The organism is Pseudomonas sp. ChxA, assembly GCF_030263855.1.
Taxonomy (GTDB): domain Bacteria; phylum Pseudomonadota; class Gammaproteobacteria; order Pseudomonadales; family Pseudomonadaceae; genus Aquipseudomonas; species Aquipseudomonas fluorescens_CB.
The window spans coordinates 4,060,126-4,084,355 of the sequence record NZ_JARPMK010000001.1 but is presented as its reverse complement, the minus strand read 5'-3'; the positions used below and the strand labels follow the sequence as shown (position 1 = coordinate 4,084,355).

General features: G+C 59.5%; 18 protein-coding genes. 7 read left to right on the top strand and 11 right to left on the bottom strand.

Going from position 1 to position 24,230, the window contains the following annotated elements:
- Positions 1-102: 102 nt before the first annotated feature.
- From P5706_RS18165 to P5706_RS18145, 5 genes are all read right to left on the bottom strand, one after another.
- Positions 103-1,080, bottom strand: a complete 978-nt coding sequence (locus P5706_RS18165; protein ID WP_285680619.1) for a 2-hydroxyacid dehydrogenase — start codon at positions 1,078-1,080, stop codon at positions 103-105.
- Positions 1,077-2,369 carry an MFS transporter gene (locus P5706_RS18160; RefSeq protein WP_285680617.1) on the bottom strand — a complete coding sequence of 431 codons (1,293 nt, stop codon included), beginning with the start codon at positions 2,367-2,369 and terminating at the stop codon, positions 1,077-1,079. The genes P5706_RS18165 and P5706_RS18160 overlap by 4 nt, the downstream gene beginning before the upstream one ends.
- Before the next feature lie 45 nt (positions 2,370-2,414).
- A complete protein-coding gene (locus tag P5706_RS18155) occupies positions 2,415-3,356 on the bottom strand; it encodes a sugar kinase (RefSeq protein ID WP_285680615.1) in 942 nt (313 codons plus the stop codon).
- The gene (locus tag P5706_RS18150) at positions 3,349-4,131 is read right to left on the bottom strand and encodes a sugar phosphate isomerase/epimerase family protein (RefSeq protein WP_285680613.1); all 783 of its coding nucleotides are present in this window, start codon (positions 4,129-4,131) and stop codon (positions 3,349-3,351) included. The genes P5706_RS18155 and P5706_RS18150 overlap by 8 nt, the downstream gene beginning before the upstream one ends.
- 87 nt (positions 4,132-4,218) lie before the next feature.
- The gene (locus tag P5706_RS18145; protein WP_285680611.1) at positions 4,219-5,277 is read right to left on the bottom strand and encodes a LacI family DNA-binding transcriptional regulator; all 1,059 of its coding nucleotides are present in this window, start codon (positions 5,275-5,277) and stop codon (positions 4,219-4,221) included.
- Positions 5,278-5,523: 246 nt separating this feature from the next.
- On the opposite strand from P5706_RS18145, the gene P5706_RS18140 reads away from it, so the two are divergent.
- The 3 genes from P5706_RS18140 (at position 5,524) to P5706_RS18130 (ending at position 12,152) form a co-directional block, all read left to right on the top strand.
- Positions 5,524-7,497: a hypothetical protein gene (locus tag P5706_RS18140; protein ID WP_285680609.1), complete on the top strand. Its 1,974-nt coding sequence runs from the start codon at positions 5,524-5,526 to the stop codon at positions 7,495-7,497.
- A gap of 139 nt (positions 7,498-7,636) precedes the next feature.
- On the top strand, positions 7,637-9,658 hold the full coding sequence (locus tag P5706_RS18135) for a hypothetical protein (RefSeq protein WP_285680606.1): 2,022 nt from the start codon (positions 7,637-7,639) through the stop codon (positions 9,656-9,658).
- A 232-nt stretch (positions 9,659-9,890) separates the two neighbouring features.
- A complete protein-coding gene (locus P5706_RS18130) occupies positions 9,891-12,152 on the top strand; it encodes an autotransporter outer membrane beta-barrel domain-containing protein (RefSeq protein WP_285680604.1) in 2,262 nt (753 codons plus the stop codon).
- Between the two features lie 118 nt (positions 12,153-12,270).
- Here the strand turns inward: P5706_RS18130 and P5706_RS18125 are convergent, their stop codons facing one another.
- The 3 genes from P5706_RS18125 to P5706_RS18115 form a co-directional block, all read right to left on the bottom strand.
- The gene (locus P5706_RS18125) at positions 12,271-12,912 is read right to left on the bottom strand and encodes a DUF1345 domain-containing protein (protein WP_285680602.1); all 642 of its coding nucleotides are present in this window, start codon (positions 12,910-12,912) and stop codon (positions 12,271-12,273) included.
- Between the two features lie 1,048 nt (positions 12,913-13,960).
- Positions 13,961-17,059: a multidrug efflux RND transporter permease subunit gene (locus tag P5706_RS18120; protein ID WP_200434770.1), complete on the bottom strand. Its 3,099-nt coding sequence runs from the start codon at positions 17,057-17,059 to the stop codon at positions 13,961-13,963.
- Between the two features lie 6 nt (positions 17,060-17,065).
- On the bottom strand, positions 17,066-18,220 hold the full coding sequence (locus P5706_RS18115; RefSeq protein WP_285680599.1) for an efflux RND transporter periplasmic adaptor subunit: 1,155 nt from the start codon (positions 18,218-18,220) through the stop codon (positions 17,066-17,068).
- A 335-nt stretch (positions 18,221-18,555) separates the two neighbouring features.
- Between P5706_RS18115 and P5706_RS18110 the strand changes: the two genes are divergently transcribed.
- The gene (locus tag P5706_RS18110; RefSeq protein WP_017135033.1) at positions 18,556-19,257 is read left to right on the top strand and encodes a response regulator; all 702 of its coding nucleotides are present in this window, start codon (positions 18,556-18,558) and stop codon (positions 19,255-19,257) included.
- 3 nt (positions 19,258-19,260) lie between these two features.
- Positions 19,261-20,556 carry an ATP-binding protein gene (locus P5706_RS18105; RefSeq protein ID WP_200434772.1) on the top strand — a complete coding sequence of 432 codons (1,296 nt, stop codon included), beginning with the start codon at positions 19,261-19,263 and terminating at the stop codon, positions 20,554-20,556.
- 6 nt (positions 20,557-20,562) lie between these two features.
- Here the strand turns inward: P5706_RS18105 and P5706_RS18100 are convergent, their stop codons facing one another.
- The 3 genes from P5706_RS18100 to P5706_RS18090 form a co-directional block, all read right to left on the bottom strand.
- Positions 20,563-21,237 carry an anti-sigma factor gene (locus P5706_RS18100; RefSeq protein ID WP_200434773.1) on the bottom strand — a complete coding sequence of 225 codons (675 nt, stop codon included), beginning with the start codon at positions 21,235-21,237 and terminating at the stop codon, positions 20,563-20,565.
- The gene (locus tag P5706_RS18095; RefSeq protein WP_285680595.1) at positions 21,234-21,761 is read right to left on the bottom strand and encodes a sigma-70 family RNA polymerase sigma factor; all 528 of its coding nucleotides are present in this window, start codon (positions 21,759-21,761) and stop codon (positions 21,234-21,236) included. The genes P5706_RS18100 and P5706_RS18095 overlap by 4 nt, the downstream gene beginning before the upstream one ends.
- Positions 21,762-21,822: 61 nt before the next feature.
- A complete protein-coding gene (locus P5706_RS18090) occupies positions 21,823-22,344 on the bottom strand; it encodes a DUF3455 domain-containing protein (RefSeq protein ID WP_200434775.1) in 522 nt (173 codons plus the stop codon).
- Between the two features lie 136 nt (positions 22,345-22,480).
- On the opposite strand from P5706_RS18090, the gene P5706_RS18085 reads away from it, so the two are divergent.
- Both P5706_RS18085 and P5706_RS18080 read left to right on the top strand, forming a co-directional pair.
- Complete coding sequence (locus tag P5706_RS18085) at positions 22,481-23,260, top strand: class I SAM-dependent methyltransferase (RefSeq protein WP_285680593.1); 780 nt, start codon at positions 22,481-22,483, stop codon at positions 23,258-23,260.
- 82 nt (positions 23,261-23,342) lie between these two features.
- Entirely contained in the window at positions 23,343-24,128 is a 786-nt protein-coding gene (locus tag P5706_RS18080) for a sulfite exporter TauE/SafE family protein (RefSeq protein WP_200434777.1), read from the top strand.
- Positions 24,129-24,230: the final 102 nt, after the last annotated feature.

Here is a 24,230-nt window from a genome sequence, read left to right as displayed (position 1 = left end):
TTTTTGGTTACTTTTGCGTCCTTGCAAAAGTGACCCGCTGTAAGAGCGGAACCCTACTCAGCCGTTACCGCAGCAACGGATATGTACACAACAGGGTGCCAGTCACCGAACATACACACTCGGATTAACCAGATTGTCCGGCCGCTCCCCAGCCAGCGCCATCAGCAAATTTTCCACCGCGCAAGCGGCCATCGCCTCCCGCGTCTCGTGGGTCGCCGAACCGATATGCGGCGTGGCCACCACATTGTTCAGGCGCAACAAAGGCGAGTCATGATTCAGAGGCTCGCGCTCAAACACATCCAACCCCGCCGCCCGAATTGTGCGCTGTTGCAGCGCCTCAACCAGCGCCGCTTCATCCACCACCTTGCCACGCGAGATATTGATGAAAATCGTCTCCGGCCCCATCAACCCAAACTCACGCGCGCCAATCAGCTTTTCGGTTTCAGCCGTGAGCGGCAACGTCAGGCACACAAAATCAGCCTGCTGCAGCAACTCCGGCAAGCTACGAAACTGCGCCCCAAAGCGCTCCTCGACCCGCGGCTTGGGCGAATGACTGTGGTAAATCACCGGCATGCCAAAACCAAAATGCCCACGCTGAGCCAGCGCTTCGCCGATGCGGCCCATGCCGATAATGCCCAGGGTCTTGCCATGCACATCGGTGCCGAAATGCGCCGGGCCAATGTTCTTGTTCCACTGCCCGGCACGCACCATATCGGCCAGCTCGACCACCCGGCGGGCGGTGGCCAGGATCAGCGCGAAACCGGTGTCCGCGGTGGTTTCGGTCAGCACATCCGGGGTATTGCTGAGCAGAATGCCGCGCTGGGTCAGGTAGTCGATATCGTAGTTGTCGACGCCCACCGACACACTGGCCACCGCTTCGAGCTTGGGCGCCAGGTCGAGCAGCTCGGCATCCAGGCGCAGGCTGGCACCCAACAGGCCATGGGCGCCGGGCAAGGCGTCACGCAGCCGGGCCAGGCCGGGTTCGTCGAGGGCGTCGATCAGGGTCACGTCGACGTGTTCGTGCAAGCGGGCCATCAACGGCGCGGAAAGTTTTTTGTACAGGACCACAGACTTTTTCATGAGGTTTTTACCTTCAACTCCAGGGTTGGCACCGGCACGCGATCACTGACGCCGGGCTTGAGGAAAATCGTCAACACCACGGCAAACATCAGCGCGCCGCTCATCAGCAGGTACGAGGCGCCGGGTGAGCCGGTGCTGCTATTGAGGTAACCGACCAAGTACGAACCGCCGAACGAGCCGAGTGCGCCCATGCTGTTGATCAGCGCCATGGCGCCACCGGCGACGTTGGCCGGGAGGATTTCCGGGACGATGGCGAAAAACGGACCGTAGGGCGCATACATGCATGCGCCGGCGATGACCAGTAGGGTGTAGGACCACCAGAAGTGCTCAGCGCCCAGCGCGTAGGATGCGTAGAAGGCGATAGACGCGATGAGCAGCGGCGGCCACACAAAGCGTTTACGTTTTTGCAGCTTGTCCGAGCCCCACGACACCGCCAGCATACCGATCACCGCCGCCAGGTACGGCAGCGCCGAAAGCCAACCGGCTTCGACCATGTCCATCTGCAAGCCGGCCTTGAGGATCGACGGCAGCCACAGCACAAAGCCATACACGCCGATGCTCCAGCAAAAAAACTGCAGCGCCAGGATGATCACCTTGGGCGAACGAAAGGCTTCAGCGTAGTTCTTCACCGCTTTGATCCCGACCTGTTCGGCGGCCAGGGCGCTTTGCAGGTCTTGTTTATGTTGTTCGCTCAGCCACTTGGCGTCGGCGGGTTTTTCATCCGCCAGCTTCCACCAGATAAACGCCCAGATCACCGCCGGCAGGCCTTCGATGATAAACATCCAGCGCCAGCTGAAGTGCTGCACCAGGTAGCCCGACACCACCGACATCCACATCATGGTCACCGGGTTGCCGAGGATCAGGAAGGTGTTGGCGCGTGAGCGTTCGGCACGGGTAAACCAGTGGCACAGGTACACCAGCATCGCCGGCATCACCGCCGCTTCGACCACGCCGAGCATGAAGCGAATGGCGATCAGCATATAGGCGTTGGACACCACGCCGGTCAGTGTGGCCAGGCTGCCCCACAGAATCAGGCTGACGAAAATCAGCTTTTTAACGCTGCGTTTTTGCGCGTAGATCGCACCCGGCACCTGGAAGAAAAAGTAGCCAAGAAAAAACAGCGCGCCCAGCAACGACGACATGCCGGGGGTGATCATCAAGTCTTCGGCCATGCCGGAGGCCGCGGCGAAGCCGTAGTTGGCGCGATCCAGGTACGCCAGGCTGTAGGTGATAAACACGATAGGCATGATGTACCACCAGCGGCGGGTGGCGAGTTTCACAGTTTCCATGGGGTTGCTCCTGAGCTTGTTGTAGTTGTGGCAACAGGGAGTGGGTCATGCAACAGATCGGGTGGGTAATTCGGCACGGTTGGGCAAACCTTCCATATCACCACGGCTTTGCACGGCGCGGCTGCCGATCCAGTTGCCGCGCTGTACCGCCTCGGGGAAGCTCAGGTTTTCGAGCAGGGCGCTGATCATGCCGACGGCAAAACCGTCACCGGCGCCCACGGTATCCACCACGATTTCCACCGGGACGGCGGCGACAAAACCTTGGTCCATGTGGGTGCGGTAGTAGGCGCCGTCCGCGCCCAGTTTGATCGCCACGGCTTCGGCGCCCTGGTCAAGGTAGAACGCGGCGATGTCGGCCGGGTCGTCGAAACCGGTGAGCAAGCGGCCTTCGCCCAGGCCCGGCAAGACCCAGTCGGCGAGGGCCGCGAGGGCGTTGATTTCGCGGACCATCTGCGCTTGGTTGGCCCACAACGATGGGCGCAGGTTCGGGTCGAACGACACACTGCGCCCGGCTTTGCGCATCTGCGTCATCAGCTCCACGGACAACTCGCGGGTGGCCTCGGACAAGGCGGGCGGGATGCCGGTGGCGTGCAGGTGACGCGCTTGCAGCAAGGCGGGGCTGATCGCGGCAATCGACAAGTGGCTGGCCGCCGAGCCTTTACGGAAGTACTCCACCTGCGGGTCGGCGCCGGCTTCTTCGCGGGACTTGAATTGAAAGCCGGTCGGGTGCAGCGGGTCGACCGCCACATGCCGACAATCCAGGCCCTCTTTTTTAAGCGTGTCGACCACAAAACGCCCCAGGGAATCGTCGCCGACACGGCTCAGCCACGTCACGTTGAAACCCAGGCGCGACAGGCCGATGGCGACATTGCTGTCGGCCCCGGCAATGCGCTTGTGAAACTGCGTCACCTGGGCCAGGTCGCCGGTCTGTTCGGCGACAAACATCGCCATGGTTTCACCAAACGAAAGGATATCGATCTCAGACATGGGCGTTCTCCGCACGGGGCTGGCCAAGGAGGGCGAGGGCGGCGACCTGCTGTGCGGTGACTGCAACCAGGTCATCGCCTTGCAACGGGAATTCCACGGCCCGGGTAATACCTTGAGTCATATGTTTGAGCAGTTGTTCCCACAGATGCAGGTCGGTGGCGCCGGGCGGCAAGGCCACCAGCTTGCCGTCCTGGCGCCGCGCTACAGCCTTGCAGTGCAGGTAATCCACATGACGGCCCAACAGCCGCGCGGCGGTGAGCGCGGATTGGTCCTGCCACTGCCAGTTGCCGATGTCGAAGGTCATTTTCACCGGCAAGCCCAGGCGTTCCACCTCAGTAAAGAAGCGCTGCATCGGCTCGATGCGCCCGCCGTGCAGGGTCTGGTCGTTCTCCACCAGCAGTTTGACCGGGTGGCGGTTGAGCAGGGCGTGCAGGCTTTGCAGGTCGTTGGTGTCGGTGAAATAACCGAGGGAAACCTTTAGCCAGCGCGAGCCAAAGGCTTGGGCGCGGTCCAGGGTTGCACTGAGTTCAGCGTTGGGCTGGGCGCGTCCGGCGATCCAAAGTTCTAGGGGCGATGAGTACACCGATTCCAGGCCGTGTTCGGCAGCGGCCTGGGCGAGGGCGGTGGGTTGTTCGGTGGTCAGCAGTTCTTCGCGCCACTCGATGCGCTGGGCGCCGGCAGCCACCAACAGTTCGACAAACCCTAATTGGCCCTGCTCGCGTACCAGATCGGCGCCGTAGCTGGAAAGGCTGATGGAGACGGGGTATTTATGCATTGTTATGTACCTCTGAAACCGGTTTCATTTTTATACGAAAAACCAATGTGGGAGCTGGCTTGCCTGCGATGGCGGTGTGTCAGGCGACTACGGCTTCGCCTGACAGACCGCCATCGCAGGCAAGCCAGCTCCCACAAGGGATTGGGTGGAGCCACGGACGATCAGTTCGGGCAAAAAATCCAGGGTACGCGGTGGTGCGTCATCGCCGCGCAAGCGTTTAAGCAGGCAGTCAAAGGCGCTGGCGCCAATCGCGTCGGTGGGTTGGGCGAGGGCGGTGATGCCGTTGCCCACCAGCGGGTACCAGTCCAGGTCATCCAGGGCAATCAGGCCGAAGTCATCAAAGAGGTTGCGGCCCAGCGCTTTGAGTGCGTGGGTGCAGGCCAGCGCAGCCACACCATTGGCGCAGAACAACGCCTTGGGGCCTGGCTTGGCGAGGAAGCTGTGCAGATGGTTTGCCAGCCTGTCATCGAGTTCCAGCACCGCGCCGGTCAACGCCGGCCGGGCCGCAATTTCCGCCGTGAAACTCGCCTGACGCTCCAGGCGTGAACTGGTGCCATCGGCCTTTTCGCTCACCAGCAACAGGTCGCGATAACCCTGCTGTTGCAGATGCTCCACGGCAATACGCACCGCCGCCGGGTTATCCAGCCCCACCAGGTCGCTGTGCAACGGCTCGACCTTGCGGTCCACCAGCACCAGGGGCATTTCGCGCTGCAACTCCAGCAGTTGGTCAAGGTGGTGGCCGAGGGTGTTCACGATCAACCCTTCGATGTTGTACGAACGCAGCGCCGCCAGGTGCTGGCGCTCTTGCTCGTCATCGCGGTCGGTGTTGCACACCACCAGGCTGTAGCCATGCTGGCGGCAGGCGGTTTCGACGCCGTGCATCACGGCAATGGAATAGGGGTTGCGGATATCGGCCACCAGCATGCCGATCAGGCGTGTGCGGCCGCGTTTCAAACCGCGTGCCATCTGGTTGGGGCGGTAGCCGAGTTCGCTGATCGCCTGTTCGATGCGCAAGGCAATGGCGTCGGAGAGCAGGGCGCGGTCCTCGCCGATAAAGCGCGACACGCTGGCTTTGGACACGCCGGCGCGTTCGGCGACGTCGAGCATGGTCACGCGGCTGCGCTGGGCGGCGGAAAAAGGAGTCACGGTGGCAGGCCTTTCTTATTGGAGGTGGTGACGTTATGAAACCGGTTTCAGGAGACCTCATTCACGAAACAACGTCAAGTGTCATTCAGCGCGCGGCAAGCGCTCATTCGCGCGTGCAACCGACGAATGGCGGTAAGACCTGTTAGTTCTGACAGTATCGGGACGTTAGCAACGGGTATTCAATCAACGTCACAGCCTTCAATAAAAACCAGTGACCGGCGCAATGTTGCTTTTACGGAGAACGATATGACCCCGCCCCCAACTAATAGCAATGTTCAAACCAATAGCGCCAAAGGTTTGCCCGACAGCACAGTTGTGACCGCCGTGCCTCAAGCTCCCTTGCCAATCGTTGAGGGACGATTGGCGAGTGGTGTGATTCCAAAACGCTTACTGGATGATGATCTTCTCGTATGGATACCTGGCCCATGGATTGAACTGACCAAGCCGGGGAGCATTGATTATATTGTGTTTGTTTGGCATGTCGTCGGGTTAGCACTGCCTGTTTACGTTGAACCGATACCGGTCGTGGGAGAGTTGTTTCCCCGCGACTTTCCACTGCGAATGTATATTCCTAGCGGTTTGCTGCTGGGTGACGCTGTCGTCAATCTTTCTTATCGCATACACAATGACCAGTCCGACGCACCGGTGGCCAATTTCTCGCCCCCAGTCAGGATTATTATCGACCGCAGTGCGCCGGGTAAAGGCGAGGTGCTTAAGGCGCCGGTGTTTTCAAATACAGTTATTACTACGCCTGATCTGGATAATAATTTGACACTGGATGTCGTGGTGCCGGGCGATTATAAGGTTCGCGCCACGCTTGACGAAATCTTCCTGTGGTTTATGGACAGCAATTCAGATCCGACGGGCTTACCGATTCACGTTGAAAAAATAGTTGCTACTACAGGTGCAATTATTTTAAAGGTGCTGGTGTCGGAATTTCGCAAGTTTTCAGGTGCGCAAAAATTGTTTGCGGTGTACCGGGTCAAGGATGAGGGGGGTAACATCAGTCAACTTTCCACGCCCGGAAGTGTATTGCTGAGCCTAACGCCACTGCCCGGCAATTTGCCCGTGCCTACGGTGCCTGCGTTTGATTTTGATCAACTCATCAAACGTGACGATGCGCGTAATATCGTCTCGTTTGGCATCAGCAGCTACACCAATTTTATACCTGGGGATCTCTGTATCCCTGAATTGGCGGGTGTTAAACTTCCGCCGATACCTGTCACTTCATTTCCGTTTACCGGAACCTTGACCTGGCAGCAGCTGATTGCCAACGGCTCCGATCTGCAACGAAAGGACAGGGTGCCGTTTCGCTATTACATTAGACGTGCTTCCGACACGGTGGGCCCTGGGACGATATCTCCGCTGAAATTGCTGAATATGGATTTCACGGTATTCGGCCGCGATCACAATCAGGCGCCAGCGTTACTTAACCCACTGTTGGACTTGGCCAATCTCTATGGCGCGGTGTCCAATACAGCCAATAAACTGGACAGTCGCGACAGTATCGACGCTGTCAGGGTGGAAGCGCGCCTGTCCGGTAACCCGAAACTCGGTGACTTGCTGTTGCTGTACTGGCCGGGGCAGGCAGCGCCGGTGGCAACCTATACCGTCAAGTTGGGTGACACCGCTGGCGCCCTTATCGTTTTTGACAATCGCATTAGCTGGTCGATCATACAGGGCGGCGGTAATACGACTGCCCTCGTGTATTACGTGAGCACTAACGGCGTTAACGAGCAACAATCGGGTAATCAACGCGTTGTCATAAGCATCACGCCGCCTATAAGCTTTCCAAAGCCCACGTTCCCTCAAAATGTAAATCATCCTAATAAATTTATTAATTGCACTCCTGGCCTTGGCCCAGACGGTAAACCGCTCCCGCTTCCCTGGGAGGAATTTCAGATTCAGGTGACGCCTGGGGTCGGTGTATCGGCAGGGGATTTGTTTACGCTGGCCTTCCAGGGGTTCGATGATTACCCGGATCGTAACCCGCTGGTGTCGACGGCACTGACCCTGAGTCATACGTGGGGCATCAATCAAGTGTCGCATATTTTTAAAATCACGGATTATCAAAACATCATAAAGCCGCTGAGGGATTATGCCGGCGCCTCAGCAAAATATAGTGTTTTTCGAGACGGCGGATTAGTCGGCGTGTCGAAAGTCGGGTATGTACAAGTTGACCTTAAGTATTCGTCCGGGAAGTTTTGTGGGCCAGTCTAGCGCTGGATAAATTCATTAATCAAGATCGAAGTGAAGGTGGCAGTGAAGTAAGTGGCGTGAGGGGGCTTCAGTCATCCAGAGGTCCTTGGTCGTTTGATTTTATTCGGTAAATAATACAATTGCGAATGGAGAGCACGACATGATCGGTAAAAAAATTACACTAAAGGCAATACCTGTTACCCCTGGAGCACTCCCTCCCGTTATCCAAGGAGTAGACCCTGTAACAGGGTATCTTTCAGCGGCTGACGGTGACAAACCTATAAAGCTGACCATCACTTCTGGCTCAGGTTCAGACGCGGGTGACTGGGTTAGAGTCTATCGAAGAGACGTCATTAATGACTTTCCTGACTCATGGACGTTGGTGGCTGAAAAGCAATTTGTAATCGTCGCCCTATACGACACGTTTGAGGTGAGTATTCCTGTCGTTGCGAGTTCGGGAAAACAGCTGTCGGGTGATTTTCAAGTACGTTTTGAATTGTTCGAGAATACTGCTGCGGATCCAAATATTCCAGGCGACGTAGACAGACCTGGTTCTATCGGCCAGACGTCACCCTTTTCGACTTATAAAATGGACCTGGATCCCCCCTACTTAAGGGTGCAGCCACCTGCACCGATATACACGGGGGCCTTCCCGCCGGGCCAGGTTATTAGTCTGGCACAACTGACGCAGTTCAATTTGCCGTTCTCTATTCCTGACAACATAACGACGGGCCTCGGGGCTTGGAAGCCAGGAGATACGCTGACCATTTTCTATAACCACGGCACCCCCGTGACAGCCACAGAAGTGGCCAGGCAGACTCCACCGCGGCGCATGACACAAACCGGTAACACAGTGACAGTGCTCGCCAGTGAGATTACGCAAGGAGGGCCGTGCTTCTTTACTTATCAAATCGCGGACTCGCAGGGCAATACAAGTTTGGTCTCTGCGCCTTCAATTACGTTCACTATCGCGTTGGATCCGGCACCCGAAAATTTACGGCCGATTGTCATTCAACAGGCGCCAGACCTCGTTGATGACTTGGTCGATGTTGACGACTTGAAATTAGGCCCTACGGGCGTAATTCCGGCCTATACGAACGTTGACGTTACCAAGGACGAGTTTCGGATTCGATACAACAATGGGGCTTGGAGCCAGTGGTTTCGTGTTGTTTCGGTTCCAATCACTTTGGATCAGCCCTTTCTGAGCCCGCTGGCTGTAGCGGACTACGGCAACATAAAAGGCCCGAAATCAGTCGTTATCACCTATGAAATACGCAAAAATGGTGACACTTTCCCTGGCCCGATCACACCGTTCAGAGTGGACTTTAGTGTGACAGGGCCGAGCAATCCGGGCATACCAGGCAGTATCAATACCCGATTGATTCCTGCATCGTTCCGTGGTACCGGCGCGACTGTGGATAACAAGCTGGAGTTTGCACAGTCTAACCTGCCGGTCACCGTTACAATCGAGTTATGGCAAACCACTGACCGTTTTGAATTGCCGGCGGCAGGCATGTTTCTTATCCTTGTAAACCCTGACGGTACGTTCGTCGCGCCCTCTAAGGAACTCAGCGGTGAGTTACCCGGAGCGCGTGTCTCCTGGGACATCGACTGGAGTGTCTTTCAACAACTGGGCAATGGTACACATAACCTCAGCTATGTCGTATCACCAACGGCAACGCCAACGTCTGCCACTAACCTCAATCGCGCGGGTCCTACACCGGTTGAATTGCTGGGCGCGGTAACTACGCCCCTACCGGCGGCTCGATATATTGGTGCAACGGCGGGGACGTTTGCTCAATGGGGCTGCCCAGCACTAGTAGCACCGGCGCCGACAAACTGGGAAGGCAGGATTACTGTGCCAGGGGACTCGAGAATGGTTGATGGTCAGCAACTGACCTTGGTACTGCAGGTGTTCAGGCCTCGCACGGGCACACCTCGGCTTTTTGACCAAACGCAGAGTTACAACGTAACCATTACCCCTGCCATTAGAGCTAATGGCTATACCTTCCCGATTCCCTATGCGGGTTTCCTTGAACATGCCCAAATAGGGCGTGCGGAGTTGATTTACACCGCGCCGCTGAACAACGGCACGCTGGGGCGTGGAACCGCGGGCGTTAACGTACGTACGACGTTGAGTTTCACACGGTGCGATAACGTGGGAGCAATCCTCATCCCTTAGAGGCGTCATTGATACGCGGCAGGGTTCCCCTCTCAGCCTGAGAGGGGAATTCCCTGACAGAACCTGACTAATTAGATGACCCCAAGTGCTGCTTTCTTACCAAGGGGTTACAGATTAGTCCTACATCGGAATTAATCTCTAATACTTACTCTACGTGCCGCACGGGTAAGGCGTCACTTTCAGAGAGTGAGCCGAACCGCTTTTGTAGGCCTTACCAAAAGAGTGATTGACCATGTCGGCACTGAATACGTTCGAACTCAAACCCTTGAGTGCGATGATGAAAGTCCCCACCATTACATTCTGTTTGTTTGCCGCGATACAGGGGCAAGCTCAGGCAGTTGAGTTGGGTAACGGTGAGCAAAGAACCATTGACGCGACTCAGCAATCAACGGACTGGCAACTGTCGGGCCGGTCCATGTTGACGATGAACCGTGCAACAGCCACCACCATCGACCTATCAAGCTCCACGTTGAACATGAACAGCGGCAGCGCAGCGGATAGTGTGCGCGCTGGGCAGGGCTCCACAGTCAACATGGACGCTGCACGTGTTACTTCGAGCGATTCCCAATACGGCGCCGTGCGGCTGGACAGCAGTAAGGCGGTTATTAACAACAGTACCCTGACCAATACCAATGGCCTAGGGTTGCAGGCGTTTGGTGTTGTAGGCGCGTTGAGCGGCTCATCGGCCGAAGTCAGCAACACCACGATCAGAGGCGCTATCGGCGGTGCGGAAGCATTCACCGGCAGTGAGTTACACTTTAAACAAAACTCGCTGGTACAAGGTACGGGAGCAGGGGCCTTTGGACTCTCCCTTACAGGCGCCACGGCGACGGCCACGCAAAGTACTATTATCGGCAATGGTCATGGCGTGACGTTCACGCGTAATCGGAACGACTTGACGGATGGCAAACTGGTTTTGGACCAGTCTGTGGTTGAGGGCCGTAGCGGTTCGGCCATCTCGGTCAGGGGCACGCCAGGTCGAGTGCCAGTGGTGTCTATCGACGTACTCAACGGTTCTACGCTCAAGGGCGGCAATGGCAATCTGCTGTCTGTGTCTGGCGGTGCCACGGCGACGATGAATGTTGATAACAGCCGAAACCTGTTCGGTAATGTAATCGCCGACGCCACCAGCACGGCCCATTTGAACCTGCAGAACAATGCCGAGCTGACGGGCCAGTTGCAGAATGTCTCCACCATGAGCGTAGGCAATGCTTCGAACTGGAACATGACCGGCGACAGCCAAGTGGGTGCGCTGAACATGGCCGGTGGTAGGGTGACCATGGGCGCGGCGAATGAGTTTTACCAGTTGAACCTGCAGACGCTTTCCGGCAACGGCACCTTTGTCATGGGCACCAACTTTGACGAGGGCAAAACCGACTTCATCAATGTGACCGGCGAAGCCACGGGTAACCACAGCCTGGCACTCGCAGCCAGCGGCAGCGAACTGGTCAAAACCCAGGTTGTGCACACCGGCGGCGGTGATGCGGCGTTCTCTCTCGAGGGCGGCCCGGTCGACATGGGTGCTTATGCCTACAACCTGAAACAGGAAGGCAATGATTGGTTTCTGGACACGCAAACCCGTATTGTCAGCCGCAGTGCCCGCGTAGTGACGGCATTGTTCAATACCCCGGTGACCATCATGACCGCCGAAGAGGGTTCGCTGCGCGCCCGTATGGGTGAGTTGCGCTACTCTCCGCACAGCACGGGTCTCTGGATCCGTGGTTTCGGCAGTAAATATGATGTGTCCCAGAGTTCGGGCACCGGCTACTCGCAAAGCCTGCAGGGTTTTTCCATCGGTGCTGATATGCCGCTGGCCGACACCCAATGGAAAGTCGGTGTATTCGGCGGCCACAGTAATTCTGACGTGAACCCGGTTCGCGGCGCTGCCGGTACCGTCAAGAGCTACTTCCTGGGTACTTATGCCACCTGGGTGGACGAAGAAAGCGGTTTCTACTTTGATGCCGTCGCCAAAGCCAACCGGTTCCAGAACCAGGCCAAGGCCACCCTCAGTGACAACACGTCCACCAAGGGTGGCTACAACAACGTAGGCGGTGGTTTGTCGGCTGAGCTCGGCCGTCATATCAAGTTTGGTGAGGGTTCCTTTATTGAACCTTACGGCCGACTGTCGACCATTGTGGTCCAAGGTGGCACGTACAGCTTGAAAAACGGCTTGCAAGTGGACGGTGAGCGCACTCGCTCAAGGACCGCCGAGGCCGGTGCAACCATTGGCCACGAGTTCCAGCTGGATGATGGCACGCTGATCAAGCCTTACCTGCGTGCAGCAATGGTCCACGAGTTTGCTGACAACAATAAGGTCACGGTCAACAACCAGACGTTCAACAATGATTTGTCGGGCTCGCGCGCCAAGTACGGTGCCGGTGTGGCGGTGTCGTTTACCCAGGACCTGCAGGCGCATGTCGACCTGGAGACCAGCACCAGTGACAAAATCAAGCAAAAAGCCGCTGTTAACGTTGGCCTGCGTTATGCGTTCTAAATAAACAGGCAACGCTAAAAAGCCCTGATCGAAAGATCAGGTTTTTTTTTAGTCAGCTCAAAAGCGCTTCGCAATAGCCTTTCCCAGTGAGTTCAGGGTTGTCGCCATGCATTAAGGTTCAACTGAACAATCCGGCGGCAATATTGATCGAGAAGCCCAGAATCGCCGTATTGAACAGAAACCCAATCAACGACTGCCCCAAAACGACTTTGCGCATTGCACGTGTTGCAACCCCCACATCCGCCGTTTGCACCGCCACGCCGATGGTGAACGAGAAGTACAGGAAGTCCCAGTAATTGGGGGTGCGCAGTCCTTCGGCAAAGCGCAGCGCCGGCTCGTCGCCGTCCCAGGTGTAGAACAGCCGAGCGTAATGCACACTGAAAATCACCCCGGTCAGCAACCATGAACCAATCACCGTCATGCCGGTGAAACCGTAGTGCAACAGGCGTGCCGTACTGTCCAGGTCTTTGCTGCCCACCAGGTTTACCGTGATGGTCGCAAGGCTGGCAATCGCGGCAACGCACACCATGAACAGTACCAACCCGGCGTTTTCATCCTCGATCTCGGCGATGCGCTTCACGTCATCGGCACGTGAACGGCTGGTCAGCCACAGCATCAGCGCCAGGTAGGTCCAGACGCCGGCATTCCAGCCAATCAGGATTTTGCTGATCAGCGTATCGGCCGGCGCCAAAATGCCCACGGCAAGGCCAAGGACGGCGGCGGATGAGAGGCGAGGGTGGGTGCGGGCGAGGAAGGCCATAGGTGCTCACAACAGGGGAGAGGTTGTGAGCACCATAGCGCATTCAGTTGCACTTGAGACAAGCGAACCCTGTGGGAGCTGGCTGGCTTGCGATGGTGGGCTTTTGGTGGTGTACATATCCGTTGCTGCGGTAACGGCTGATATTGGTTCCGCTCTTACAGCGGGTCACTTTTGTAAAGACCGGAATGCCGGCCCAGACAAAAGTAACCAAAAAGTCTTCGCCCCAACACTCGGTGCCTCGCTTAGGCTCGGCATGCCCGCAATCCGCCAGTGATTTGGGGGGCCGCCGCGATGGGCCATCCTTGGCCCAGCGCGGCTAAACCGGCATCCCTGCCGGTTTACCCCCCAAATCCCTGTCAGATTCCGGCCATCGTGTTTGACGGGGCGATTTCAGATCAAGATCAAGATCAAAAGCGCAGATCAAAAGACCGCTGACTTCGTCATCGAAAAGGATGTAAGGGCCAGAGCAACAGCAACAGCAACAGCAACAGCAACAGCAACAGCAAAGCCATACTCGGTCTAATGTGGGAGCTGGCTTGCCTGCGATGGCATCAACTCTGTGTACCTGCCACACCGAGGTGTCTGCATCGCAGGCAAGCCAGCTCCCACAGAAAAGCAGTTCTTCAGTGTATTCAGATAGGCTTTTGCCTTGCACTTGATCTGGCTTTTGCTTCAACCACTCAGGTCGGCTTTCAGGCCGCCGTGCTGTAGATCTTGATCTTGATCTGAGACGCCCCGTTAACCACGATGGCCGAACGCAGGCTTGAATCCGTGGGTAACCCGGCAGGACGCCGGGTTAGCCGCGCTGGGCCAAGGATGGCCCATCGCGGCGGCCCACGGATTCAAGCCGGAGTGAGGGCACACCGAGCCTAAGCGAGGGGCCGAGTGGTGGGGCACAGACCTTTTGGTTACTTTTGGGGCGTTTGCCAAAAGTGACCCGCCGTAAGGGCGGAACCCTAAGCCGCCGTTACCGCAGCAACGGATATGTACACCACCAAAAGCCCGCCACAGCACACAAGCCAGCTCCCACAGGGATCCACGACGCCGATCAGTCAGACTTGCTGCGTCTACGCACCAGCTTCATCACCACCACAAAGAACACCGGCACAAACACCACCGCCAACGTCGCGGTGATCATGCCGCCGATCACGCCTGTACCAATCGCTTGCTGGCTGGCCGAGCTGGCGCCGGTGGCAATCGCCAAGGGCACCACACCGAGGATAAACGCCAGCGAGGTCATGATGATCGGCCGTAACCTCAGCCGTGCGGCTTTCAGGGTGGCCTCGATCAGATCCTCACCTTGGTCAACCAGGTCCTTGGCAAACTCGATGATCAGAATCGCGTTCTTCGCCGACAAACCGATGATGGTGATCAAGCCGACCTTGAAGAACACGTCATTGGGCATGCCACGCAAGCTCACCGCCAATACGGCGCCAAGCACACCCAGCGGCACCACCAGCAACACCGAGGTCGGTATCGACCAGCTTTCGTACAGCGCCGCCAGGCACAGGAACACGATCAGCAGCGACAGGCCCAACAGCAACGGCGCCTGGGAGCCGGACAAGCGTTCCTGCAACGACAGCCCGGTCCATTCCTGGCCCAGGCCGGCCGGCAATTGGCTGACCAGGCGCTGGATTTCTTCCATGGCCTCACCGGTGCTGTGCCCCGGCGCCGCCTCGCCGCTGATGGAAATGGCCGGGTAGCCGTTGTAGCGCGTCAGTTGCGCCGGGCCTTGGGTCCAGCTGGCTTCAACAAACGATGACAGGGGCACCATCTTGCCGGCGTTATTGCGCACGTTGATCTTCATCAAGTCCGCCACCTGACTGCGCTGGTCGCCTTCGGCCTGCACCACCACGCGCTGCATGCGGCCCTGGTTGGGGAAGTCGTTGACATAGGCCGAACCGATGGCCGACGACAACACATTACCCACATCGGCAAACGACACGCCCAAGGCGTTGGCTTGCTTACGATCCACCTGCAACTGCACTTGCGGTGCTTCGGCCAAGGCACTTTCGCGCACGTTGGCCAGGATCGGGCTTTTTTCGGCGGCGGCCAGCAACTCCGTACGCGCTTGCATCAACGCGGCATGGCCGACGCCGCCACGGTCCTGCAAGCGGAACTCGAAGCCGCTGGAAGTACCCAGGCCGTCCACCGGCGGCGGCAGAATCGCGTAGGCGATCGCGTCCTTAAGCTCGCTGAACGCGGCGTTGGCGCGGTCGGCAATTGCCGAGGCCGAATCTTCGCTGCTGCGCTGCGACCAATCCTTGAGCGTGGTAAACGCCAGCGCTGCGTTCTGCCCAGAGCCGGAGAAGCTGAAGCCCATGATCATGGTGGTATCGCCCACCCCAGGCTCGCCGGCGTTGTGCGCTTCGATCTGCTCGGCCACCTGCACCGTGCGGTTCTTGCTCGCGCCCGGCGGCAGCTGGATATCGGTGATGGTGTAACCCTGGTCTTCCACCGGCAGGAACGAGGAGGGCAGGCGACTGAACATCCAACCCAGGCCCACCAGCAGCACCAGATAAATCAGCAAGTAGCGGCCGCTACGCTTGAGGGCATAGGCCACCCAGCCTTCATAGCGGTCGGTGAGGCGCTCAAAGCGCGTGTTGAACCAGCCGAAGAAGCCGCCCTTGGCATGGTGTTCGCCCTTGGCGATCGGCTTGAGCAAGGTGGCGCACAGCGCCGGCGTCAAGGTCAGGGCCAGGAACGCCGAGAACAGGATCGAGGTGGCCATCGACAGCGAGAACTGCTGGTAGATCACACCCACCGAACCCGGCATGAACGCCATCGGCAGGAACACCGCCACCAGCACCAACGTGATACCGACGATGGCGCCGGTGATCTGGCCCATGGCTTTTTTCGTCGCGTCCTTGGGCGACAGGCCCTCGGTGGCCATGATGCGCTCGACGTTTTCGACCACCACAATCGCATCGTCCACCAGGATGCCAATGGCCAGCACCATACCGAACATGGTGAGCACGTTGATCGAGAAACCCAGCAACAGCATGGTGGCGAAGGTGCCCATCAGTGCAATCGGCACCACCAGGGTAGGGATCAAGGTGTAGCGCACGTTCTGCAGGAACAGGAACATCACCGCAAACACCAGCGCCATCGCCTCCAGCAAGGTGTAGACCACCTTGGTGATCGAGACTTTGACGAACGGCGACGTGTCGTAAGGGATCTTGTACTCCACGTTGGCCGGGAAGTAGCGCGACAGTTCGTCCATCTTTGCCCGCACCAGGGTGGCGGTGTTCAGCGCGTTGGCGCCGGGCGACAGTTGCACACTGACGGCGGTCGACGGCTTGCCGTTCAGGCGCGTGGAGAACTGGTATTCCTGGCTGCCGACTTCCACCCGCGCCACATCGCCGATGCGCACGGTGGAGCCGTCGGGGTTGGCCTTGAGCACGATGTCGGCAAATTCCGCCGGGGTCGACAGCTGGCCCTTGACCAGGATCGCGGCGGTGATTTCCTGGGTCTTGGTGCCCGGCAAATCGCCAATGCTGCCCGCCGAAACCTGGGCGTTCTGCGCGCTGATTGCGGCATTCACGTCGGCCGGTGTCAGGTTGAAACCGATCAGCTTCTGCGGGTCGATCCAAATACGCATGGCACGTTCGGCGCCATACAGCTGGGCCTTGCCCACGCCGTCCAGGCGCTTGAGCTCGTTCATCACGTTGCGCGCCAGGTAATCGCTGAGCGCTACGTCGTCGAGCTTGCCGTCGTTGGAGGTCAGGGTCACCAGCAGCAAGAAGCCGGCGGAGACTTTCTCCACCTGCAAACCTTGTTGGGTCACCGCTTGCGGCAAGCGCGGCTCCACCGCTTTAAGACGGTTTTGCACATCCACCTGGGCCATTTCCGGGTTGGTGCCCGGCTGGAAGGTCGCGGTGATGGTGGCCGAGCCCAGGCTGCTCTGGGATTCGAAGTACAGCAAGTGATCGGCGCCGTTTAGCTCCTGCTCGATCAGGCTGACCACACTTTCATCCAGGGTCTGGGCCGAGGCGCCCGGGTACACCGCGTAGATCTCCACTTTCGGCGGCGCAACGTTGGGGTACTGGGCCACCGGCAACTGCGGGATGGCGAGCGCGCCGGCCAGCAGGATAAACAGGGCCACCACCCAGGCGAAAATCGGGCGGTCAATAAAGAACTGCGGCATGGCGGTTTATTCCTTGACTGGCTGGCCGGAGGCGGGACTGTCGTCCACCTCGACTTTTTCACCGGGGCGCGCATGTTGCAGGCCTTCGACGACGATACGGTCACCGGGCTTGAGGCCGCTGCTGACGATCCAACGGTCTGCAATCACCGCGCCCAGTTCCACCGGCTGCTGGCTGACGGTTTGCTCGGCGTCCAACAGCAGCACCATCGGGATGCCGGCGCTGTCACGCGTGATGGCACGTTGCGGCACGCTGATACCTTGCTTGTCGACGGCCTGTTCAAGGCGCACACGCACAAAACTGCCCGGCAACAGGTCGAGGTCCGGGTTGGGGAACTCGCTGCGCAGGATGATCTGCCCGGTGCCCGGGTCGACGCTGATTTCGGCAAACAGCAGCTTGCCCGGCAACGGGTACAGGCTGCCGTCGTCCTGGATCAGCGTGGCCTTGGCCTGGTCCTGGCCGACCTGCTTCAAGCTGCCGGCGCGAAAGGCGCGGCGCAGGTCATTGAGTTCGCGGGTCGATTGGGTGAGGTCGGCGTGGATCGGGTCCAGTTGCTGGATGATCGCCAGCGGCGTGGCCTCGTTCTGGCCGACCAGCGCACCTTCGGTCACCAGCGCACGCCCGATGCGCCCGGAAATCGGTGCGGTGACGGTGGCGTAGCCCAGGTTCAACCGCGCGCGTTCGACTGCGGCCTTGTTGGCGGCGACTTCGGCGTTGGTCTGGCGCACGGCGGCGCGGGCGTTGTCGTAGTCCTGGCCGCTGATGGCGTTGCCTTCGACCAACTGGCTGTAACGCTGCTCTTGCAGGCGCGCCTGGAACGCGTTGGCTTCGGCCTTGCTCAGGTTGGCCTGTGCGCTGTCCAGGTCGGCCTTGAACGGCGCGGGGTCGATGCGAAACAGCACATCGCCCTGTTTTACATCGTGGCCTTCCTTGAACACCCGCTGCATCACCACGCCGGCGACCCGTGCGCGCACTTCGGCAATGCGCGGCGCGGCGATACGCCCGCTCAATTCGCTGGTGATCGAGAGAGGCTTGGCCTGCAGGGTTTCGATGCGCACTTTGGCCAGTGGCGCCTCTGGCGCTTCATCGGCCGACTGGCCACAGCCACTCAGGGCCAGCGTCAGGGCCAGCAGGCAAAATGGCGCAAACAGATTCTTCGACATGCTCATATCCCAATATTGACTGGCGCATCCTAAAGACACCTGCGCCGTGGTGCTGTGAAGCTGTGTAGGCCGTGTGTGAAGAAGTGTAAGGTGCGGCCCATAGTCGCTTGAGGGCGTATATCCTTGCACAATCCTGCAAACAGCAAAGATCAAATGTGAAAACCGGGCAGGTGTGGGAGCCGGACTTATGTGGGAGCCGGGCTTGCCCGCGATGCAGGCACCTCGGTCTTTCATAGAGAACGAGGCGATGCCATCGCAGGCAAGCCAGCTCCCACACAAGCCCGCTCCCACAAGGGTCTGTATACCGCCGACAAACTGCATTATTTGGAAACACCATGCCCAACATCCTCCTGGTGGAAGACGACGCCGCACTCTCCGAGCTGATTGCCAGCTACCTGGAACGCAATGGCTACCACGTCAACGTGCTCAGCCGTGGCGACCATGTGCGCGAACGGGCGCGCCTTAACCCGCCGGACCTGGTGATCCTCGACCTGATGCTGCCCGGCCTCGACGGCTTGCAGGTGTGCCGCCTGCTGCGTGCCGACTCGGCGGGCCTGCCGATTCTGATGCTTACCGCCCGCGATGACAGCCACGATCAGGTGCTGGGCCTGGAGATGGGCGCCGACGACTACGTGACCAAACCTTGCGAGCCGCGCGTGCTGCTTGCCCGTGTACGCACTTTGCTGCGCCGCAGCAGTTTGTCCGAACCGCAGGTGGCCAATGACCAGATCGTCATGGGCAACCTGTGCATCGACCTGTCGGAGCGCACCGTGACCTGGCGCGAGCAGGCCGTGGAGCTGTCCAGCGGTGAGTACAACCTGCTGGTGGTGCTGGCCCGGCACGCCGGTGAAGTGCTCAGCCGCGACCAGATCCTGCAACGCCTGCGCGGTATCGAGTTCAACGGCACCGACCGCTCGGTGGACGTGGCCATTTCCAAGCTGCGCCGCAAGTTCGACGACCACGCAGGCGAGGCGCGCAAGATCAAGACCGTATGGGGCAAGGGCTACCTGTTCAGCCGTTCCGAGTGGGAATGCTGATTCATGTTTCGTGTACTGCTGCGCCTCTACCTGATCACCATCATTACCTTCAGTGCCGCGATCTTCCTGATACCCAAGTTGGTGATTCAGCTGTTTGAACACCGCTACATGGACTACAACGTCGAACAGACCCGTGGCCTGCAAAAGCTTATCGTCAAGCAGTATCTGCGCGCGCCGGTGGAGCGTTGGTCGCACGTGACCGAGCAACTGAACCGGGATTTCGCACCGCTGCAAGTCAAGTTGCTGCTGCGCCAGGACGCCAGCTATACGCCCGAGGAGGAACAACTGCTGGAGCACGGCAAGCCGGTGATCCGCCTGGGCGAGTGGGGCTGGATGGAAGACATCAGCTCGCCGATCAACCAGCAGTTTGCGGTAAAACTGAGCATCCCGCCGGACCCGCTCGACATGAACCTGTTGTACTGGTCGATGAACGTGCTGATCGGCGCCGCCTTGCTCGCCTGCCTGCTGTTCTGGCTGCGCCCGCACTGGCGCGACCTGGAGCGCCTGAAAAGCACCGCCGCGCAATTGGGCCGGGGCAACCTCAGCGAGCGCACACAGATTCCCGCGAGCTCCAACATCGGCAGCCTGGCGTCGGTGTTCGACACCATGGCCGATGACATCGAAGGCCTGCTCAACCAGCAGCGCGACTTGCTCAACGCGGTGTCCCATGAACTGCGCACACCGCTGACGCGCCTGGACTTCGGCCTGGCCCTGGCGCTGTCCGAAGACTTGCCCCAGGCCAGCCGCGAGCGCCTGCAAAGCCTGGTGGCGCATATTCGCGAGTTGGACGAGCTGGTGCTTGAATTGCTTTCCTACAGCCGCCTGCAAAACCCGGCGCAGTTGCCGGAGCGGGTCGACGTGGTGCTTGATGAGTTTATCGACAGCGTGCTGGGCAGCGTCGATGACGAACTGGAAAACCCCGAGATCGTCATCGACGTCGCGCTCGACTGCGCCGTGGAGCGTTTCAGCCTCGACCCGCGCCTCACCGCCCGGGCGTTGCAGAACCTGTTGCGCAATGCCACGCGTTATTGCGACAGGCGCATCCAGGTGGGGGTCAAGGTCTGCGCCGACGGCTGTGAAATCTGCGTGGACGATGACGGCATCGGCATTCCCGTGGAGCAGCGCGAGCGTATCTTCGAACCCTTCTATCGGCTGGACCGCAGCCGCGACCGCGCCACCGGCGGCTTTGGCCTTGGCCTGGCGATCAGCCGGCGCGCCATGGAAGCCCAGGGCGGCACCTTGACGGCCCTGGCCTCGCCCCTGGGCGGGGCGCGGTTCAGGGTGTGGCTGCCCAGCTAAAACTGATCAGAGCACTTTGACCGCGCGGCCGATCGCCTGGATCGGCCCCGTCGGCTTGCCGGTCGGCGAGCCCTGCGGGTCTTCCAGGGTCAGTTCGAACAGCTGGTTTGGCGTGAGTGGCGGCAGCTTGTCCAGCGGCACCGACAAGGTTTGCCCAGGCTTGACCAGCCCCAGCGAAACCGGAGCCTGCCAGCCATCGCCTTTGGTCCAGAATTGCAGGGCTTTGTCGCTCGGCACCTCCATCACCCCCAACGGAATCAGTTGGATCTGCTGATCATGGCTGGCCTGGATCACCCAGCCGGGTGCCTGGTTCTGTGGCGCGACCAACACCACCACAAACGTCGGATCGGCTACGGGTGGGCGGGTCAGCAACAGCGCGGCCAACACCAGTGTGGTCACCAGGCCAGCGCCGGCCAACCCACGCCAGAGCGCCAGCAGGTTCCACCACGGCAGGCCGGCTGGCTGATTTGCCGTGCTGCGTTCGATGCGCCGCCACAGCTGTGCGGACGGCGGCACGGGTTCGGCCAAGGCGGTCAGCGGCAGCAGACGCTGCTCCCAGGCATCCACCGCTGCACGCAGCTCGCTGTCATGTTTCAAGCGTTGCTCGACCTCGGCGCGTTGCTCGGCGGGCAGGGTGCCCAGCACGTATTCGCTGGCGAGTTCATCCAGTGGGTTGCTCATGCCATGCACTCGCGCAGCGCGACGAGGCTCCGTTTGATCCAGGCTTTGACGGTGCCCAGGGGCGTGTCCAGTTTCCGGGCGATTTCGCTGTGGGAATAACCGTCGACATAGGCGTGAAGGATGCACGTGCGACGGGTCGGGTCGAGTTGTTCCAGGCAGCGGTATACCTGACCTTCTCGGGCGCTGAATTCGAAGCTGTCATGGGCGGCGGCGACCTGTTCGTGTTCGTCGCTCAAGGCCACCTCCCGGGAGTGATTGCGTACGGCATTGAGCGCCAAGTGCCGGGTGATGCTGAACACCCAGCCCCGCGCCGAACCACGGCTTGGGTCGAAACTGCCGGCGCCGCGCCAGAGCTTGATAAACGCGTCATGCACAACATCTTCGGCCAGGGCTTTGTCACGCACGATGCGCAACGCCACGCCGAGCAAACGGCTGCTGTCCTCGGCATAGAGTTGGCGCAAGGCGCGTCGGTCGCCACGGGCACATGCCGCCAGGCAGGCTTCATAATCAAACAAACACGGCATCCTTAAAATGGCTGAGTCCTGTGGCGAGCGCACTCGCCACAGGCAGCGTAGCCGAGTTTGCTCAGTTGGCCGCCCAGAAGATGTAGTCGGCCTGGTACTTCACCACGGCCTGCTGGCCTTTGTTTGCCGCCGTGCATTCGCTGCTTGGCGCCACGCCGCCTTTAAGCGCGACCCGCTGGATATAACTGACGCCGCTCATGGCCCCTTTACCTTCGGCCGGGTTGGCCTTGACCAGTTGATAGGGCAGGTTGCCTGCACTCGAAGGCGCGACCGCCAGTTGCGTGCCGGTGATTTTCGAGCCGTCCTGGGCTTGCCAAGTAGCGGGCGGGCCGAAGTAGCTGCCCACTGGCTTGCCGCTGCGGTCATTCAATACGGCTTTGGGGCCGACAAAGAACCATTCGGTCTGGCCGACGGCGTTGGCTTTGTCGCGGCATTCATAGGTGATTTCGCCGACCCCGGTGGTTTCCATGGCGACCTTGTGGCCATCCGGCACCTTGATGCTGTCAGGCAAACCGGTCTGGGCGAAAACCGCAGGCGCGACGGAGAGTGCAGCCGCGAGGCAGAACAGTGTTTTAGCGTTCATGGGTAGTGCTCCATTTGAGTAAAACAGCAGGGTGACTGCAAGGACTACACGCGAGGCGCACGATTGGATGCACGGGTTAGAAAATAAACTTCAGAGGGCGCACACTGTGCGCCCCGCCCCCGAGGAGAACGTCGCAATGACTGGTGTTCACACGTCTGCTCAACAAGGTTTTTCGACCCAAGCCGCCACTTACGCCCAAGGTCGGCCGGATTATCCCCGCCAACTCACCGGCTGGCTGACCGATACGCTGCGGATCAACCCACAGTCGAGCGTGATCGACCTGGGCGCCGGCACCGGCAAGTTCACCCGTTTGCTCAGCACCCTGGCGCCTAGCCTGATTGCCGTCGAGCCGGTCGAGGCCATGGGCGCGCAACTGAGCAAACTGTTGCCGGATGTGCGCCTGCTCAGCGGCACCGCTGAAGCTATGCCGTTGCCGGATGCCAGCGCCGATGCGTTGGTGTGTGCGCAAGCCTTCCACTGGTTCGCAACCGAGGCCGCACTGGCCGAGATCCACCGCGTGCTCAAGCCCGATGGCCGCCTGGGCCTGGTGTGGAATGTGCGCGATGAGTCGGTGGACTGGGTCGCGGCCATCACCGAAATCATTACGCCCTATGAAGGTGACACGCCGCGTTTTCATACAGGGCGTTGGCGCGAAGCCTTCACCGGTGAGTATTTTTCCGCGCCGCAAATGAGCTGTTTTGCCTATCAGCATGTGGGCAGCCCCCAGGAAGTGATCATGGATCGCTTCCTGTCGGTGAGCTTCATCGCGGCGCTGCCGGCGGCGCAAAAGGCCACGGTGACTGAGCAATTGCGCCGGCTGATCGATACTCACCCGGCGCTGCGCGGGCGTGACACTGTGGCGTTTCCGTATCAGACCCAGGCCTATGTCTGCCATCGTCTGGCAGAAAAGGCATAAAGTCAGATCATATTGATATAAGTCGTTATAAGAAAAATCGCTATCCTGCGGCCAGAATTTTATAAGGCCGCGGGTAGTTGTAATGGATGTGGGCAATTTTGGTTTTGTAGTCGCTGGCCTGATCGTTGGTTTTATCGTCGGCATGACCGGTGTCGGCGGCGGGTCCCTGATGACGCCGATCCTGTTGTGGTTTGGCATCAACCCGGCCACCGCCGTGGGCACTGACTTGCTGTACGCCGCCATCACCAAGTCCGGTGGCGTACTGGTGCACAGCAAAAACCGCAATATCGACTGGACCATCACCGGCTGGCTGACCTTGGGTAGCGTGCCTGCGGTGCTGTTGACCTTGTGGTTCCTGGCCAGCCTGCACACCGACCCCAGCGCGATGAACGCGGTGATCAAGCAGGCGCTGGGTTTTGTGCTGCTGCTGACGGCGCTGGCGATTCTGTTCAAGAAAAGCCTGCTGGCGTTTGCTCAGCGCCACGCCGGTGATGATTACCACATGAGCCCGCGTAACCTGAATGCACTCACGGTGGTCACCGGTGCGGTCCTGGGCACCATGGTGGCGTTGACCTCCATCGGCGCGGGTGCGCTTGGGACTGTGGCGTTGTTTATCTTGTACCCGTTCCTGGCCACGCGGCGTTTGGTCGGCACCGAGATCGCCCACGCCGTGCCGCTGACCCTGGTGGCGGGCCTGGGGCATGCCAGCATGGGCAATATGGACTGGCACCTGTTGGGCTTTTTGCTGATGGGGTCGTTGCCGGGGATTTACCTGGGCAGCCACATGACCGGCAAAGTCCCGGACGGCGTGTTGCGACCGTGTCTGGCGATTATGTTGATGACCATCGGGTATAAGCTCGCGTTCTGAGTGGTACACAGGGCAAGTGTGGGCGCTGGCTTTAGGTGTGCATATCCATTTCTGCGGTAACGGCTTCTATTGGTTCCGCTCTTACAGCGGGTCACTTTTGTA